The 14,393-nt window shown below is 62.3% G+C and carries 15 protein-coding genes and 1 pseudogene; 7 read left to right on the top strand and 9 right to left on the bottom strand.

Features of this window, described 5'->3' with window-relative positions; translation table 11 throughout:
• Window positions 1–2 precede the first annotated feature (2 nt).
• Window positions 3–884 (top strand): HpcH/HpaI aldolase/citrate lyase family protein, encoded by an 882-nt coding sequence (locus AC1D0N_RS21395; RefSeq protein ID WP_477247379.1) that lies wholly within the window; start codon window positions 3–5, stop codon window positions 882–884.
• Here AC1D0N_RS21395 and AC1D0N_RS21400 read toward each other — a convergent pair.
• Together AC1D0N_RS21400 and AC1D0N_RS21405 are read right to left on the bottom strand one after the other, a co-directional pair.
• Window positions 881–2,782: a CASTOR/POLLUX-related putative ion channel gene (locus AC1D0N_RS21400; protein WP_477247381.1), complete on the bottom strand. Its 1,902-nt coding sequence runs from the start codon at window positions 2,780–2,782 to the stop codon at window positions 881–883. The genes AC1D0N_RS21395 and AC1D0N_RS21400 overlap by 4 nt on opposite strands.
• Before the next feature lie 108 nt (window positions 2,783–2,890).
• Window positions 2,891–3,475 (bottom strand): nitroreductase family protein, encoded by a 585-nt coding sequence (locus tag AC1D0N_RS21405; protein WP_477247383.1) that lies wholly within the window; start codon window positions 3,473–3,475, stop codon window positions 2,891–2,893.
• Window positions 3,476–3,642: 167 nt separating this feature from the next.
• Here AC1D0N_RS21405 and AC1D0N_RS21410 point away from each other — a divergent pair, with 167 nt between their 5' ends.
• The gene (locus AC1D0N_RS21410) at window positions 3,643–4,608 is read left to right on the top strand and encodes a hypothetical protein (RefSeq protein WP_477247385.1); all 966 of its coding nucleotides are present in this window, start codon (window positions 3,643–3,645) and stop codon (window positions 4,606–4,608) included.
• 215 nt (window positions 4,609–4,823) lie between these two features.
• Window positions 4,824–5,720, top strand: coding sequence for an ankyrin repeat domain-containing protein (locus AC1D0N_RS21415; protein ID WP_477247387.1), 897 nt, complete (start codon window positions 4,824–4,826; stop codon window positions 5,718–5,720).
• Window positions 5,721–5,804: 84 nt separating this feature from the next.
• Here AC1D0N_RS21415 and AC1D0N_RS21420 read toward each other — a convergent pair whose 3' ends face one another.
• From AC1D0N_RS21420 to AC1D0N_RS21440, 5 genes and pseudogenes are all read right to left on the bottom strand, one after another.
• On the bottom strand, window positions 5,805–6,743 hold the full coding sequence (locus AC1D0N_RS21420) for a lysophospholipid acyltransferase family protein (RefSeq protein ID WP_477247389.1): 939 nt from the start codon (window positions 6,741–6,743) through the stop codon (window positions 5,805–5,807).
• 84 nt (window positions 6,744–6,827) lie between these two features.
• Window positions 6,828–8,804: a threonine--tRNA ligase gene (thrS, locus tag AC1D0N_RS21425; RefSeq protein WP_477247391.1), complete on the bottom strand. Its 1,977-nt coding sequence runs from the start codon at window positions 8,802–8,804 to the stop codon at window positions 6,828–6,830.
• 164 nt (window positions 8,805–8,968) lie between these two features.
• Window positions 8,969–9,106: pseudogene (locus AC1D0N_RS21430) on the bottom strand (class D beta-lactamase); the annotation flags it as partial.
• Between the two features lie 141 nt (window positions 9,107–9,247).
• Entirely contained in the window at window positions 9,248–9,622 is a 375-nt protein-coding gene (gene yidD / locus AC1D0N_RS21435) for a membrane protein insertion efficiency factor YidD (RefSeq protein WP_477247393.1), read from the bottom strand.
• Between the two features lie 91 nt (window positions 9,623–9,713).
• Window positions 9,714–9,878: a hypothetical protein gene (locus AC1D0N_RS21440; protein ID WP_477247394.1), complete on the bottom strand. Its 165-nt coding sequence runs from the start codon at window positions 9,876–9,878 to the stop codon at window positions 9,714–9,716.
• Window positions 9,879–9,970: 92 nt separating this feature from the next.
• Between AC1D0N_RS21440 and AC1D0N_RS21445 the strand changes: the two genes are divergently transcribed.
• The gene (locus tag AC1D0N_RS21445; protein ID WP_477247396.1) at window positions 9,971–10,876 is read left to right on the top strand and encodes a LysR substrate-binding domain-containing protein; all 906 of its coding nucleotides are present in this window, start codon (window positions 9,971–9,973) and stop codon (window positions 10,874–10,876) included.
• 25 nt (window positions 10,877–10,901) lie between these two features.
• Here the strand turns inward: AC1D0N_RS21445 and AC1D0N_RS21450 are convergent, their stop codons facing one another.
• Complete coding sequence (locus tag AC1D0N_RS21450; protein WP_477247398.1) at window positions 10,902–11,345, bottom strand: hypothetical protein; 444 nt, start codon at window positions 11,343–11,345, stop codon at window positions 10,902–10,904.
• A gap of 47 nt (window positions 11,346–11,392) precedes the next feature.
• Complete coding sequence (locus AC1D0N_RS21455; RefSeq protein WP_477247400.1) at window positions 11,393–11,839, bottom strand: iron-sulfur cluster assembly scaffold protein; 447 nt, start codon at window positions 11,837–11,839, stop codon at window positions 11,393–11,395.
• 243 nt (window positions 11,840–12,082) lie between these two features.
• On the opposite strand from AC1D0N_RS21455, the gene folE reads away from it, so the two are divergent.
• The 3 genes from folE (at window position 12,083) to AC1D0N_RS21470 (ending at window position 14,389) form a co-directional block, all read left to right on the top strand.
• Window positions 12,083–12,709, top strand: a complete 627-nt coding sequence (gene folE / locus AC1D0N_RS21460; RefSeq protein WP_455861560.1) for a GTP cyclohydrolase I FolE — start codon at window positions 12,083–12,085, stop codon at window positions 12,707–12,709.
• A 162-nt stretch (window positions 12,710–12,871) separates the two neighbouring features.
• On the top strand, window positions 12,872–13,333 hold the full coding sequence (gene hisI / locus AC1D0N_RS21465; RefSeq protein WP_477247402.1) for a phosphoribosyl-AMP cyclohydrolase: 462 nt from the start codon (window positions 12,872–12,874) through the stop codon (window positions 13,331–13,333).
• Window positions 13,334–13,417: 84 nt separating this feature from the next.
• The gene (locus AC1D0N_RS21470; protein WP_477247404.1) at window positions 13,418–14,389 is read left to right on the top strand and encodes a patatin family protein; all 972 of its coding nucleotides are present in this window, start codon (window positions 13,418–13,420) and stop codon (window positions 14,387–14,389) included.
• Window positions 14,390–14,393 lie beyond the last annotated feature (4 nt).

The following is a 14,393-nucleotide window of genomic DNA, read 5'->3' on the forward strand; positions in this document are numbered from 1 at the left end:
CCATGCGCTCGCTGCTCTTTGTTCCCGGCGATTCCGAAAGGAAGTTGGAAAAGGGTTTTGCCGCTGGCGCCGACGTGGTCATCGTCGACCTCGAGGATTCGGTGGCGCCACAGAACAAGTCTCTGGCGCGCGACATCGCGGCAAGGGTCATCGTCGAGCACCGGCTACGCACGAAGTCCGCGATCTATGTCAGGGTCAACGATCTCTCGACCGGGTTGACCGACGACGATCTCGCCGCACTGGTAGCGGCCAAACCCGACGGCATCATGCTGCCGAAGTCGAACGGCGGCCAGGATGTACAGCATCTCTCGGCAAAGCTCCGGGTGTATGAAGCCGAAAACGGCCTACCGGACGGCGCGATAAGGATCCTGCCGATCATCACCGAGACCGCTGCCGGCGTGCTGGCGGCCGCGAGCTACGCCCAGGTCAGCGCGCGGCTTGTCGGTGTCACCTGGGGCGCGGAAGATCTGTCGGCGGCGATCGGCGCCCGCACGGCGCGTGACGAGCGCGGCCGCTACACCGACGTCTTTCGGCTTGCCCGCACCATGACCATCCTCGCCGCCGGCGCTGCCGAGGTCGCGGCCATCGACACCGTCTTTCCGAACTTTCGCGACATGGCCGCCTTCGAGGCGGAATGCACGGAAGCCGAGCGCGATGGCTTCACCGGCAAGATGGCGATCCACCCGGCGCAAGTGCCTGTCATCAACGCCGCCTTCACGCCCTCGGTCGAAGCGGTGCAACACTCGCTGGCAATCGTTGCGGCGTTCGAAGCGGCGGGAAACCCGGGCGTGGTCGGCATCGACGGCAAGATGGTCGACCGTCCGCATCTGCGGCTGGCCGAACGGCTTCTGGCACGAGCCAGAGCAGCCGGGGTTTTCGCTTAGTCTCGCGCCAGCACGATGATCCGGTCCTCCTGCACATAGGCCAACGCTTCCGACTTCAGCGGGTTGACGGTGACGCCGCCCAGCGCCCGCTGGTCGACCTCGCCGGCGCGGATTCGCCGGTAGCCTATGGCGATCTCGCCGCGCAAGCGCGCCGATTCCGCGATCGTCCAGAAGGTCAAAGGCTGGTCGATGGCGACATAGTCGGCAACTGGGCGCATGTAGATTTCGGAGCCCTTCTCGTCGAGCAGGTCATCGAAGATCGCGGCGAGGTACTGGTTCTCGGACGCCTGCGCCAGCATCAGGCTGACCAGCCTGTTGCTGACGACGAAATCATCGGCCTTGGTGACCGCGGCAAGCTCCCGGTTGCGCACGTCGATCATCTCGCTGACGATGCTGATATGCTGGCCGGCATCGTCTGCGATCTTGCGCAGATGCAGTAGCGTCACCAGCGTGCGCGTATCGGCGGGCTGCGCCGCCATGGTTTCGCTGTAGCCGAGCACCAGCACGTGGTCGTAGGAAGGTACGTCGAGGCTTGCCAGGGCAGTGCTGCTCGACGTGTCGGTAATGCGGCAGGAAACCGACAGATTGTCGCCGACAACGGGCAGTGCGGCAACTTCCTGCTCGAGGCCTGATGCATCGGCGGCGATGGTCAGGATCGAGCCCGGCGCAACGTAGCGCGACAGTTCATAGGTGATGATCGGACCGCGCCGGTTCCAGCCGAGGATCAGCGTGCGCTCCGGCTTCGCCTCGATCGACCGCGGGCCAAGGATCGCCGCTGCGTTGGTCTCGATCCTGGCGCTTCCCAGCTTTATCGCGGCATCGTCCTCGGCGATGATGATGGCGCGCATGTCCGTGCCGATCACCAGGTCCGACGGCGGGTTGAGGTTGACGCGCCCCTTTTGGTCGCAAAGCCCGATCAGCGCGCAGTGCTCGTACGCCATCACCGCTTCGCCAAAAGTCTTGCCGGTGAGGTCCGGCTGCTCGGTCGTGTAGATTTCGCAACCATCGAAATCGAGCAGCTCCGAATAGACGCCGCTGAGACCCGACTGCCGGCTCGAATGCACGACGATGCGCGAGATCAGCTGGTCGGCCAGCACGAGCTGCACCTCGGCTCCGCCCACGACGCGGGCGACCTCGGCGTTCTTGCCATCGCGGATCTCGGCGGCGATGTTGTAGGGGACGGTGCGCCGGTCCGGATCGTTGACCAGCGCCAGCACCGTCTTGATGACCTGCGAATCCGGATCATCGCCGTTCGGTGACAGCACGATGATCGACCGCGAGTTCTGCGGATTGACGATGGCCAGGTCGTAGAGATCGGTCGGGTCGCCGCTACGGCAGATGATGCGCGTATTGCCCAGTTTGCCGACCTTGGCCGCAATCTCGTCCTCCATCTCGACCTTGTCCATATTGGCCATGACGACGATGCGCGGACGCCGGCGGCTGGCATTGGCAATGACGAGTTCGGAGATGACGTCGAAGATCGACGGCGACCAATTGAGGATGATGGTGTGATCGGTTTCCAGCACCCGCGAACGGCCCTTGCGCAATTCATCGAGCTTGCTGTCGACGCCGGCGCTAAGCACGCCGATGAGAGCCGACACAACGAAGATGCCGGCAAGCGTGACCAACAGCATGACCAGACGGAAGGCCCAGCCGGTGTCGCCGCCCATCGTACCGGAATCGAGCGTGCGCATCAGCGATTCCCAGAACGCTTCGACAAAGTTCAGCGGCTCGCCGCCTTCCGGCGCGATGCGAGTCACGGCGAGGAAAGCCGCGGCGGCGATGATGATCAGCAGGGAAAGGACAGCAAGCCAGCCGATCAGCGCGATCGGACCGGCGGCCATGCTCTTGTCGAACCCGTAGCGCAGCCGGGTTCCCAGCGAGTCTCGTTTCTTCATGTCGTCGGTGCCCCGCACTTATCCCCAAGGTCGATGCGCCTACCCCAACGCATCGCCGAAGCCGCTCTCTTAGCCTGTGTTCAAATAAAGAGGAATCGCTTTCGCGTGTCAGCCCGCCCAAGGCCCTGCGTAATCGGCATAGAGCTTTGCCGGATCGGGTCGTGGACGCTCCGGCGCCGGCCCCTGATAGGAGCCGATATGAACGAAGCCGACGACGCGCTCATGTGGCGCCAGCCCCAGGATCGCCCTGCCCTCGGCCACGTCGGAATACCAGTTGCTGATCATGTTGGTGCCGTAGCCCAGCGCATTGGCCGATATCATCAGGTTCATCGCCGCCATGCCGCCCGACAGGAACATTTCCCATTGCGGGATTTTCGGGTTCTCTTTCGGCACCGACACCACGCCGATCACCAGCGGCGCGCGTGAAAAGCGCGTCAGTTCCTGGTTGCGGCGGTTCTCGGTCAACGGTCCTTCGCGCTGTTCGGCAAGGGCGGCGAGCTTCTTGCCGATCTCGATGCGCGCCTCGCCGCGATAGACGATGAAGCGCCAGGGCTCGAGCCGGCCGTGATCGGGCACCCGCGTGGCGGCGGCGATCATCGTTGCGATATCCGCGTCGCTGGGCGCCGGCTCCTTCAGATCCGGGATCGGCGCGGAATTGCGGGTCAGCAGAAAGTCGATGATCGGCGACGCCATGGGCGCTAGTCTCCTAAAAACACTCAATTTTGGGCTGAAGCACGCCATTGGAACATCGGGCGGCTCGGGCATTGGCGTGGGTAGCGCCGGACGAAAGAGCCTCTAGCAGAAGCGGATCAGACTCTTAAGCCTTGAAATTGCCACCGCCTTGGGCTTCAACGCAAGGCATGTTTGAGGGGACATTGCGTCTTTTCCTGATTTGGCTCGGCGCCGCACTGTTCCTGGTGCCGGCTTCGCTCGCCGTCGCGCAGAACGCCGACGGTCTCAGCAACCTGAAACTTCCCGGCATTTCGAGCTATGCAACCCCGAAAAGCGAAACGCCGCTGGCTTCGGCCGGCAGCGGCGCGATCACGCTGTCGGCGCAACTGACCGACAAGGGCGCCGACATCACGCGCGGCATCGTCTGGCGTGTCTTCAAGCCTGAATCTGCCAGCGACGGCAAGCTGCCGATGGTTGCCTCCGCCCATGGCGGCACCGCCGTGTTCCAGCTCGAGCCCGGCAGCTATCTCGTCCACGCCTCGTACGGCCGGGCCGGCGCCACCAAGCGCATCACCGTCGGCAAGGAAGCCAAGCGCGAGAGCCTGGTGCTCGATGCCGGCGGCCTCAAGCTCGACGCCGTGCTGTCGGGCGGGGTGCGTATACCGCCGAAAAAGCTGCGCTTCTCGATCTACGAAAGTCGCACCGAAGCCAATGGCGACCACGCGCTGATCATCCCCGATGTCGAGCCGAACAGCGTCGTCCGGCTCAATGCCGGAACCTACCACGTCGTCTCGAACTATGGCTCGGTGAATGCGGTCATCCGCTCAGACATCCGGGTCGAGGCCGGCAAGCTCACCGAAGCCACCGTCGAGCATCATGCGGCCGAGATGACCATGAAGCTGGTGCGCGAGACCGGTGGCGAGGCGATTGCCGACACCTCCTGGTCTTTGCTCAACGAATCCGGCGATCCGATCCAGGAAACCGTTGGCGCCTTCGCCTCGATGGTGCTGGCCGAGGGCGACTACACCATCATCGCCAAGAATCGCGACCGCATCTACCAGAAGGATTTCACGGTCGTGGCCGGGCAGAACCAGGAAATCGAGGTTCTGGCCACCGACGCCTCGGCCATCGATCCCGAGGAAGGCGCCGACTAGGTAGTGGACTCACAAACGCGAAGCCGGATGGCCGCGAGCTTGACGAAAGCAAGGAAGTTAGCGGCCTAAAAACGGACGACTGGCGCAACAAGTCGCTCGACCCGGATCAATGGTTGTTGGGCACCGGCTGGAGTGGCTCCGATCAGGCATTCGTGGTACGTTTTACTATCTCAAAACCGTGGCGCGTACCGCGGCTTGCCCTTGGGAGATGCCAAATGCGCATGCCCTTGCTCTTCATTTCACTGCTGCTTGTACACTTCCCGTTTGTATCGCATGCCGCCGCCATTCACGACGCCGCCGTAAAGGGAGATGTCGCGGCGATTACGGCTGCGCTCGACGCCGGTGCCGGCGTTAATGAGAGCGACAAGCAAGGGACACCTCTCTATCTTGCGGTCAGAGGCGGGCATCTTGCGGCGGCAAAACTACTCATCGAACGCGGTGCCGACGTCAATGCCGCCACGACGCCGGCTTTGGGTCCTGCCCTCATGCCGGCCTTGGCAAAAAGCAACATCGAATTGATCAAGCTGCTGCTGGACGGCGGCGCAAATCCTAATGCGCAGCGCGGCCGCGAGGCCGCCCTCCACATCGCAGTCAGATCCGGTTGCCTCGATTGCGTGAAGGCACTGGTCGAGGCCGGCGCCGACGTGAATGCGAAGACAAAGGACGGCAAGACACCGCTCCACATGGCAAAATTCACGAAGCAACGCGAAGTCGCTGACTATCTCTTGTCGCACGGCGTCGTCATGCCAACGCCAGCCCCTATCTTGATGAAGCTGGCTTCTGCCGATGTCGAGAAAGGCCGAACCTACTTCACACATGTGTGCCACGGTTGCCACAATGCCGAGCCACAGGGAGGGATCAAAACGGGACCGAACTTGTGGGGCGTCGTCGGCCGCGACAAGGCATCCATGCCAAATATGCGTTACTCCGACACCTTGATGGGCTTGGAGGGTGTATGGACATACGAGGACCTGAACAAATATCTGCTTGAGCCCATGCTCACCACGCCGGGCGTTTACATGGAGGTGCCTGGCGTCCCGGACGAGACCGAACGGGTCAACCTGATCGCCTACTTGCGTACACTCAGCGACAAACCGCTCCCGCTGCCCTAGCAGCTATTGAGCAAAGGGGCGAGATTGGTCGAAACGTTGATCGACTGATCGTCGTTTACGAGTACACGCCCTGGTTAGCGCTTCTCAAGCTGCCTTGCGCAGGCGTCGGGGCAGGAAGTGGACGCGGCCCTGCGCCACAGCCGGCGCCAGATCGAAGACGCCGCGATGCAGACGCTCGAGCAACGCCTTGCGGTCGCGCAACGGCTCCAGTTCGCTCCAGCACAGCACATCGCCGATGCGCACGTCGATCGGCTTGCCGGACAGCCGCGCGAACTCATGGATGAGGAGCGAAATGCGCAGCGTCAGCGAGGCCTTGCCGACGAATTTCGCCACCCTTCCGTCGCGCTCGGCCAGGTTCATCGGGCCGCTCACCAGGTGGAACAGCCTGCCGTTCTGCCCGGAAAAATGCATCGGGATGGCCGACGCCTTGGCGTCCTGGACGAGGCGGGCCGGAAACATCTTCCACGGCAGGTCGCGCGCCCGGCCAAACCCCTTTGGTGCCGTGGCGACCCCGCCGGCCGGAAACACCACGATGGTGACCCCCTCCTTCAGCAGCCGCACCGCCTCATGGCGCACCGCCATGTTGTTCTTCAGCGCGTCCTTGGTCTCGGAAAAGTCGATCGGCAGCGAATAGGGCTCCATTTCGCGGATCTTGAGCAGATCCTTGTGGATCATCACCCGGAACGGCCGCCCCAGTTGCTCGGCCAGCGACAGTACGGCAATGCCGTCGCCGATGCCGAACGGATGGTTGGCGACGATCACCAGCGGCGTGTCGGGCAGGTTTGCCGGCGGCCATTGATCGGCGGTGCGTATCCGGACGTCGATCAACTCCAGCATCCGGCTGAACACGGCCTCGCCGGTCGGAACCACCTGGCGGCGCCAGAAATCGTAGAGCGCCGCGAAGCGATCGCGGCCCGACAGGCCTTCGATCGAATGAATGACCCAGCGCGTCAGCGCCGGCTGGCGCGGATTGGCATAGGACAGCTCGGGAAATGGTTTTTCGCGCAATTTCAGCTTGAGCATCATGGCTCGTTACAAGGTTGGCGTGACAGGCATATGAAAATGGCGGTGGATCGCTCCACCGCCATTTCGTCGAAAATCAAAGACCTATGCCGCGCGTTTGCGCCTGCGATCCGGCGTCAGCGCCTCTTCGGTAAGCATCGCCACCGCCTGGCCGAGGCCCAGCGATTCCTGGTCGCGCGATCCGAGGCGACGGATGTTGACCGTCTGCTCCTCCGCCTCGCGCTTGCCGCAGACGAGGATGACCGGAACCTTGGCCAATGAGTGCTCACGCACCTTATAATTGATCTTCTCGTTGCGCAGATCGGCTTCGGCCAGCAGCCCGGCCGCCTTCAATTGCGCGACGACCTTCAACGCATAGTCGTCGGCGTCGGAGGTGATCGTCGCCACCACCACCTGCAGCGGCGCGAACCACAACGGGAAATGGCCGGAATAGTTCTCGATCAGGATGCCGAGAAAGCGCTCCATCGAGCCGCAGATGGCGCGATGCACCATCACCGGCTGCTTCTTCTCCGAATCCGAGCCGATGTAGAAGGCGCCAAAGCGTTCCGGCAGGTTGAAGTCGACCTGCGTGGTGCCGCACTGCCATTCGCGGCCGATGGCGTCCTTCAGCACATATTCGAATTTCGGCCCGTAGAAGGCGCCCTCGCCCGGATTGATCGAGGTCTTGATGCGATTGCCCGACCGCGAACGGATCGTCTCCAGCACACTGCCCATGATCGCCTCGGCATGGTCCCACGCCTCGTCGGTGCCGACGCGCTTGTCCGGCCGTGTCGACAGCTTGACGCTGATCTCATCGAAACCGAAATCGGCATAGGTCGACAGGATCAGATCGTTGATGCGCAGGCATTCCGACGCCAGCTGCTCCTCGGTGCAGAAGATATGCGCATCGTCCTGCGTGAAGCCGCGCACGCGCATCAGCCCATGCAGCGCGCCCGAAGGTTCATAGCGATGGACATTACCAAATTCCGCAAGCTTTACGGGCAGATCGCGGTAGGATTTCAACCCATGCTTGAATATCTGCACGTGGCCGGGGCAGTTCATCGGCTTCAGTGCAAAGACCCGGTCGTCGTCGGTATCGTCGCCGGCAACCGTTACCTTGAACATGGCGTCGCGATACCAGCCCCAATGGCCTGACGTCTCCCACAGGCTCTTGTCGAGCACCTGCGGCGCGTTGACCTCCTGATAGCCTTGCTCGTCGAGGCGGCGGCGCATGTAGTTGACCAGGTTCTGGAACATCTTCCAGCCCTTGGCGTGCCAGAAGACGACGCCAGGCCCCTCCTCCTGGAAATGGAACAGGTCCATCTCACGGCCGAGCTTCCTATGGTCGCGTTTTTCCGCTTCCTCCAGCATGGTCTGGTAGGCGTCGAGCTGCGCTTGGTCGACCCACGCAGTGCCGTAGATGCGCGTGAGCATCGGGTTGTTGGAATCGCCACGCCAATAGGCACCGGCCACCTTCATCAGCTTGAAGGCGTTACCGATCTGCCCGGTCGAGGCCATGTGGGGGCCGCGGCAGAGATCGAACCAGTCGCCCTGCGCGTAAATCTTGAGGTCCTGGTCCTCGGGAATGGCGTCGATCAGTTCCAGCTTGTAGCGCTCACCCTTGTCGGCAAACACTTTTTTCGCCTGCTCGCGCGACCAGACCTGCTTGGTGAACGGCTTGTTGCGCGCGATGATCTCGCGCATCTTCTTCTCGATCACCGGAAAATCGTCGGGCGTGAACGGCTCGTTGCGGGCGAAGTCGTAGTAGAAGCCGTTCTCGATCACCGGCCCGATGGTCACCTGCGTTCCCGGCCATAACTCCTGCACGGCCTCGGCCAGCACGTGTGCTGCGTCATGGCGGATCAGCTCCAGCGCGCGCGGGTCCTCGCGGGTGACGATCTCGACCTTGCCGGACTTGCCAAGCGGGTCCGAGAGATCGCGCACCACGCCATCGATACTGTAGGCGACGGCCTTCTTGGCCAGCGACTTCGAGATCGATTCGGCGAGGCCAGCACCGGTCATCGCCGCGTCGTAGTCGCGCACGGAGCCATCGGGAAATGTCAGGGAAACGGAATTCAGCATAGATATCTCCTATCCAGTCCCGCAAACGAGCGCGGGTGGTTAAAATGCCGAATGCATCCGGCAGCGGCAGCCTTTTAGGGGCAGATTCTGCCGCCGTAAAGCCAGCTTGAACCTTGGCCATTCATTTGATGAGTTGCGGCAGGTCTTTCAGGAACGCCGCACGCGCTCGCAGCATCCAGGATCAGCGTGCGTTCGACGTCCCTGAGCGGCGCGGATTGGGCACGCATCGGAAAACCCAGCAGCCACGCCAGCAGGAACAGGACCACGGCGAAAATGAAGGGAAGACGGTCGACCTGACGCATTTGGCAATTGCTCCTGAGGGGGTGTCAGGAGGGCTTAGCGACGTCTCTTGTCTCGATTTTGTCTCAAATGCGCAGTCTTCGTGCAGGCTGGCGTTAACCCTACCAGATCGTAAATCGGCAGGCTGGCGCGGGCCAGCACAATCAGCCTTGCGCCTCGCCGCGCTTCTTTCCGATCCGCCAATACCGCCACGGCGTGAACCAGACATAGCGGTCGGCCAGCGCCTCGGGGACACGGTCGGTGCCGTGCGTGCCGAAGGGTCCGCAGCGCAGCACGCGGAAAAGCCCCATCCAGCCGCCGGCCCACAGCCCGTGGCGGGCAATTGCCTCATGCGCATATTCCGAACAGGTCGGCAGATGCCGGCAGGAATTGCCGACAAAACCCGACAGCGTCAGCTGGTAAAGCCGGACAAACGACGTGCCGAGGATGCGGCCGGGAGTCTTGCGCCAGGGGCCAGGCCAGTTGCGCCCACGGTGCAGTGGCCTGGTCTCATGCGCATGCCGATCTTGGTCGCGCACCGCAGTCTCCGCATCGCGTTTCTCCGTGGGATAGATGTGGGCTTCGGCCGCAGAACGCAATCCCTTTCCACTCACCGCTTTGTTGGCCGTCTCAGGGTCTTGAGCGGCGAAAAGGATACCGGTCCTCCGAAGGCGACCAGCGAGCCGGGCTGGCCGGTCTTTCCTCGCGGCGCGTGGCGTGCTGCGGCCTCTCGCCATACCACTGAAACGTTGCAATCCGCATGACATCGCCAAAAATTTCCAGGAACTGGATCATGGTCGTGTCTCCTTTGACGCCGATTAGACCGCCACTGGCCTTCGCCTTCAAACGAGTATAATTTCGAGCTTGGATAACTTGAGATTATGCGAATGAAGCGCGGCCGCCTTCCGCTGACAGCGTTGAGAAGCTTCGAAGCCGCCGGGCGGCAGCTGAGTTTCAGCCGCGCTGCGGAAGAGCTTTTCGTTTCGCAAGCGGCAATCAGTCGTCAAATCCGCGAGCTTGAGCAGTTCCTGCATCAGCCACTGTTCTATCGCCACCATCGCCGCGTCGAGCTGACCGACCCCGGCCGCCGCCTGCTCGACCAGTTGATCAGGAGTTTCGACGACATCGACAGCCTGCTTTCGGAAATGGTGGCGGCTCCGGCGCAGTCGGTGGTTCGCGTCAGCGTCGAACCGTCGCTTGCCTCGGTATGGCTGGTGCCGCGGCTCAACCGATTTCGTCAATTGCGGCCCGATATCGACATTTCGCTCGAGGTCGACCCAAGGCCGATCGAGTTCCGCAGCGATCAGCCCGAGCTTGCCTTGCGCTTCAGCGCCCACAATACCTCATGGCCCCGCAGCGAAGCCGAGCGACTCGCCTCGACTGTCGATTCACCTGTCCTGTCGCCGGCGTTGCTGGCATCGGGGCCTGCCCTGAGTAGCCCGGCCGACCTCGGCCGCTACACGCTCCTCCACGAGGAGAACCGTCAGGGCTGGGCGCGCTGGTTCGAGGCAGCCGGCGTGGCCGCCGACACTATACCGGCGCGTGGCCCGATGCTGGCGGATGCATCGCTGTCCAAGCAGGCAGCCCTGCTTGGACACGGCGTGGCGCTGGGCGATCTTTTGCAGATCGGCGAGGAGATCGCATCCGGCGCGCTGATCAAGCCATTCGACATCGACGTCGCGTCGGGCGCCTACTGGCTGGTGGCCAGAAGTTTGAAGGACCTGCCGGAACCGGCCAAGGCTTTTGCCGACTGGATCCGGGCCGAATTCGAGGAAAGCAGGCAGGCGCCCTGAGCCGCACTTGCGTGGCAGGCGACAGCTATTCCGCCTTCTTGTATTTATTGAGAGGCTTTTCGACGTCTTCAGCACCAAATTTCGGCAGCTCACTGGCTGCCAACTCTCTGGAATCAAATCCGATAACCATGTCGCGCCAGACTTGATAGCTATCTCCGTAAGATCCCAGTCCGGTGAAAGGTGTACATCGAACAATCGCGCGAACGGCTGAAGCATTGACGATCTTGCCCTGCGGTTGCGTCGTGGGGTTGAGTATCTTGGGCGGGCCGGCGAGCGAGCCATCCCGGTTCAAACTGATCTGGACACGCGTGACTATCGGCTCAACGTCGACCGGGATTGCCCAACAGGCACCCACAGTGCGCGAAACATAGGTGGCGACTTTCTCCAAGGCCGTCTTATCTGCCCCAACCGCATTGCTGGTAAGGAGCGCCGAACCGGCAAGGCTCAAAGCCAATATCAGACCACGCAAGAGCTTTCTCCGCCAAGGCCGATCGGGGGAACCGTTATATGCCGACATCACGCAGCCTGTTCGGCGCGCTTCTTCTCGATCTGGCCGATCGCGTCGACCACGGCGTCGAAGGTCAGCATGGTCGAGGCATGGCGCGCCTTGTAGTCGCGCACCGGCTCCAGATATTTCAGGTCGGCGAAGCGGCCTTCCGGCGGTGCGCCATTTTCCTTCAGCATCTTCAGCATCGTCTCGCGCACAGTGCGCAATTCGTCGGCACTGGCGCCAACGACATGTTGCGCCATGATCGAGGATGACGCCTGGCCAAGCGCACAGGCCTTCACATCATGGGCGAAATCGGTGACGACGCCATCATCCATCTTCAGATCGATCGTTACGGTCGAGCCGCACAGTTTGGAATGCGCCTTTGCCGTCGCGTCCGGATGATCGAGCCGTCCGATGCGCGCGATGTTTCCGGCAAAACCCAGAATTTTCGCATTGTAGACGTCGTCAATCATAATTTTCCAATCCGTCGCCGCCCAGCGAACAGCGATTGCCGCTGACGTGGCTTTCATTCGCTCGGCACGACCATATATAATGGTGGCAGCCGGGCATCGACAAGACAATCACAAGCCCTTGTCTTTGCTCAATTCAGTTCACGCCGCTTGCGGGCTGGAAACCGGGCGGGTTTCCAACACCCGAAAGGTCGTGGTCCGTTCAACTCGTTCCTCCTGAGAGAGGAACTACGGGAGACGCCTTTAATGGATGCCGTCATCAAGAAGATTATGCCCCCCTCCGACTATCTGGAGAAGCCGGTCACCGACAGGCCGAGCGAGGCCGAGGTCGAGGCAGCCGTGCGCGTGCTGCTGCGCTGGACCGGCGACAATCCGGAGCGCGAGGGCCTGATCGACACGCCGAAGCGCGTCACCAAGGCATTCCTCGAAATGTTCAACGGCTACGACATGTGCCCCGCCGAGGAGCTCGGCCGCACCTTCGAGGAAGTCGCCGGCTATGACGATCTGGTGATCGTCAAGGACATCAAGTTCCACTCCCACTGCGAGCACCACATGGTGCCGATCATCGGCAAGGCGCATGTCGGCTACCTGCCCGACGGCAAGGTGGTCGGCCTGTCCAAGATCGCGCGCGTCGTCGACATCTTTGCCCATCGCCTGCAGACCCAGGAAGCGATGACGGCGCAGATCGCCGGCGTCATCCAGGACGTGCTCAATCCGCGCGGCGTCGCCGTCATGATCGAGGCTGAGCATATGTGCATGGCCATGCGCGGGATCCGCAAGCAGGGTTCCACCACGCTGACCTCGACCTTCACCGGCGTCTTCAAGGACACGCCCGAGGAGCAGGTCCGCTTCGTCACCATGGTGCGCGGCTGACCGTCTGCCGACACCTGCCAAAGGCGTAGGCTTAGTCGAAAATGGTGGTTTCCGTGGTCCGGTACTGAGCGTATTTGAGTACGTGAGCACCGGACCGCAGGATGCAGCCATTTTGCGGGCCTGGCCTCCCCTGAATATCTTTGGATCGTACAAGGACCGGTAATGTCGGCACTGCAATTTCCCGAAGCTCCGGCAGACAAGAAAGCGCTGGAGGAAGGCGTCGTCCTTTCGCCGCGCTTCGATGCCGCCGGTCTCGTCACCGTGGTCGTCACCGATGCCGAGGACGGCATGCTGCTGATGGTGGCGCACATGAATGCGGAAGCGTTGGCGCTGACGCTGGAAACAGGCATTGCCCACTACTGGTCGCGCTCGCGAAACGTGCTGTGGAAGAAGGGCGAAACCTCGGGCAATTTCCAAAAAGTTGTCGAGATGCGCACCGATTGCGACCAGGACGCCCTATGGCTTCGCGTTAAAGTGTTGGGCCACGACGCAACCTGTCATACCGGCCGTCGTTCATGTTTTTATCGGACGGTGGGGCTGATCGACGGCAAGGGGACGCTTGCCGACGACGGCAGCAGCAAACCGCTGTTCGATGCGGAAAAGACGTATCGGAAGCCTTTGTGAACCATTCGACAGTCTGGGATCACCCATGTTCACTATTCTAAAACGTCCTTCCGCTACAAAGGACCTGGGACAAGGGAGATTGTGATGCTCGAGTGGGCGTCATTGCGCAACAGACCAGATGTTCGGGAAGCCAACGGCCTCTCTTCGTCAGGCGGCGCGTCCGAGGCAAAACCTGCGAAGAAAACCGGGATTTCGCTGGCCCTGGGCGGCGGCTGTGCCCGCGGCTGGGCCCATATCGGCGTGCTGCGTGCGCTCGACGAGGCCGGCATCGAAGTGTCGATGATCGCCGGCACCTCGATCGGCGCGCTGGTCGGCGGCTGCTACCTCGCCGGGAAGCTCGACGAGCTGGAAGAATTCGCCAGGAGCCTGACCAAGCGCCGCATCTTTGGCCTTCTCGATCTCAATTTGCGCGGCAACGGCCTATTCGGCGGCATGAAGCTCGACGCGCGGCTGCGCGAACATGTGGCCGGCATTCGCTTTGAAGACCTGTCGAAACCGTTCGTCTGCGTCGCCTCCGAAATCCGCACCGGCCATGAGATCTGGCTGTCCAATGGCTCGCTGATCACTGCCATGCGCGCTTCCTATGCGCTGCCGGGCGTGTTCGAGCCGGTGACCTGCAACGGTCGCGTGCTGGTCGACGGCGCGCTGGTCAATCCGGTGCCGGTCTCGGTCTGTCGCGCCCACGAACAGCCGCTCGTTGTCGCCGTCAACCTTCACTACGATCTGTTCGGTCGCGCCGCTGTCATCAAGCACAGCGCCGGCGAACTGGTTATCGAAAGGGATGCGCCAAGACCCGGCCAGGTCGACGCCGAGCGTCAGTCGCGTGAAGCACGGCTCGGCATCACCGGCGTCATGGTCGAAGCCTTCAACATCATCCAGGACCGCATTTCGCGCGCGCGCCTGGCTGGCGACCCCCCTGACATGTCGCTGCAGCCGAAGCTCAGCCATATCGGCCTGACCGAATTCCACCGCGCCGAAGAAGCGATCAGCATCGGCTATCAGGCAACGATGGCGCAGGTCGGCGAACTGACCCGGTTGCAGACAGTTCTGGCCTGACCAA

Source organism: Mesorhizobium sp. P2_E10 (assembly GCF_056404235.1).

Coding starts and splice junctions, on each gene's coding strand:
- AC1D0N_RS21395 (WP_477247379.1), top strand. CDS start 3: ATGCGCTCGCTGCTCTTTGTTCCCGGCGATTCCGAAAGGAAGTTGGAA.
- AC1D0N_RS21415 (WP_477247387.1), top strand. CDS start 4,824: ATGCGCATGCCCTTGCTCTTCATTTCACTGCTGCTTGTACACTTCCCG.
- AC1D0N_RS21405 (WP_477247383.1), bottom strand. CDS start 3,475: ATGGCGTCGCCGATCATCGACTTTCTGCTGACCCGCAATTCCGCGCCG.
- AC1D0N_RS21455 (WP_477247400.1), bottom strand. CDS start 11,839: ATGATTGACGACGTCTACAATGCGAAAATTCTGGGTTTTGCCGGAAAC.
- AC1D0N_RS21470 (WP_477247404.1), top strand. CDS start 13,418: ATGCTCGAGTGGGCGTCATTGCGCAACAGACCAGATGTTCGGGAAGCC.
- hisI (WP_477247402.1), top strand. CDS start 12,872: ATGTCGGCACTGCAATTTCCCGAAGCTCCGGCAGACAAGAAAGCGCTG.
- thrS (WP_477247391.1), bottom strand. CDS start 8,804: ATGCTGAATTCCGTTTCCCTGACATTTCCCGATGGCTCCGTGCGCGAC.
- AC1D0N_RS21400 (WP_477247381.1), bottom strand. CDS start 2,782: ATGAAGAAACGAGACTCGCTGGGAACCCGGCTGCGCTACGGGTTCGAC.
- AC1D0N_RS21410 (WP_477247385.1), top strand. CDS start 3,643: ATGTTTGAGGGGACATTGCGTCTTTTCCTGATTTGGCTCGGCGCCGCA.
- AC1D0N_RS21440 (WP_477247394.1), bottom strand. CDS start 9,878: ATGATCCAGTTCCTGGAAATTTTTGGCGATGTCATGCGGATTGCAACG.
- folE (WP_455861560.1), top strand. CDS start 12,083: ATGGATGCCGTCATCAAGAAGATTATGCCCCCCTCCGACTATCTGGAG.
- AC1D0N_RS21445 (WP_477247396.1), top strand. CDS start 9,971: ATGAAGCGCGGCCGCCTTCCGCTGACAGCGTTGAGAAGCTTCGAAGCC.
- AC1D0N_RS21420 (WP_477247389.1), bottom strand. CDS start 6,743: ATGCTCAAGCTGAAATTGCGCGAAAAACCATTTCCCGAGCTGTCCTAT.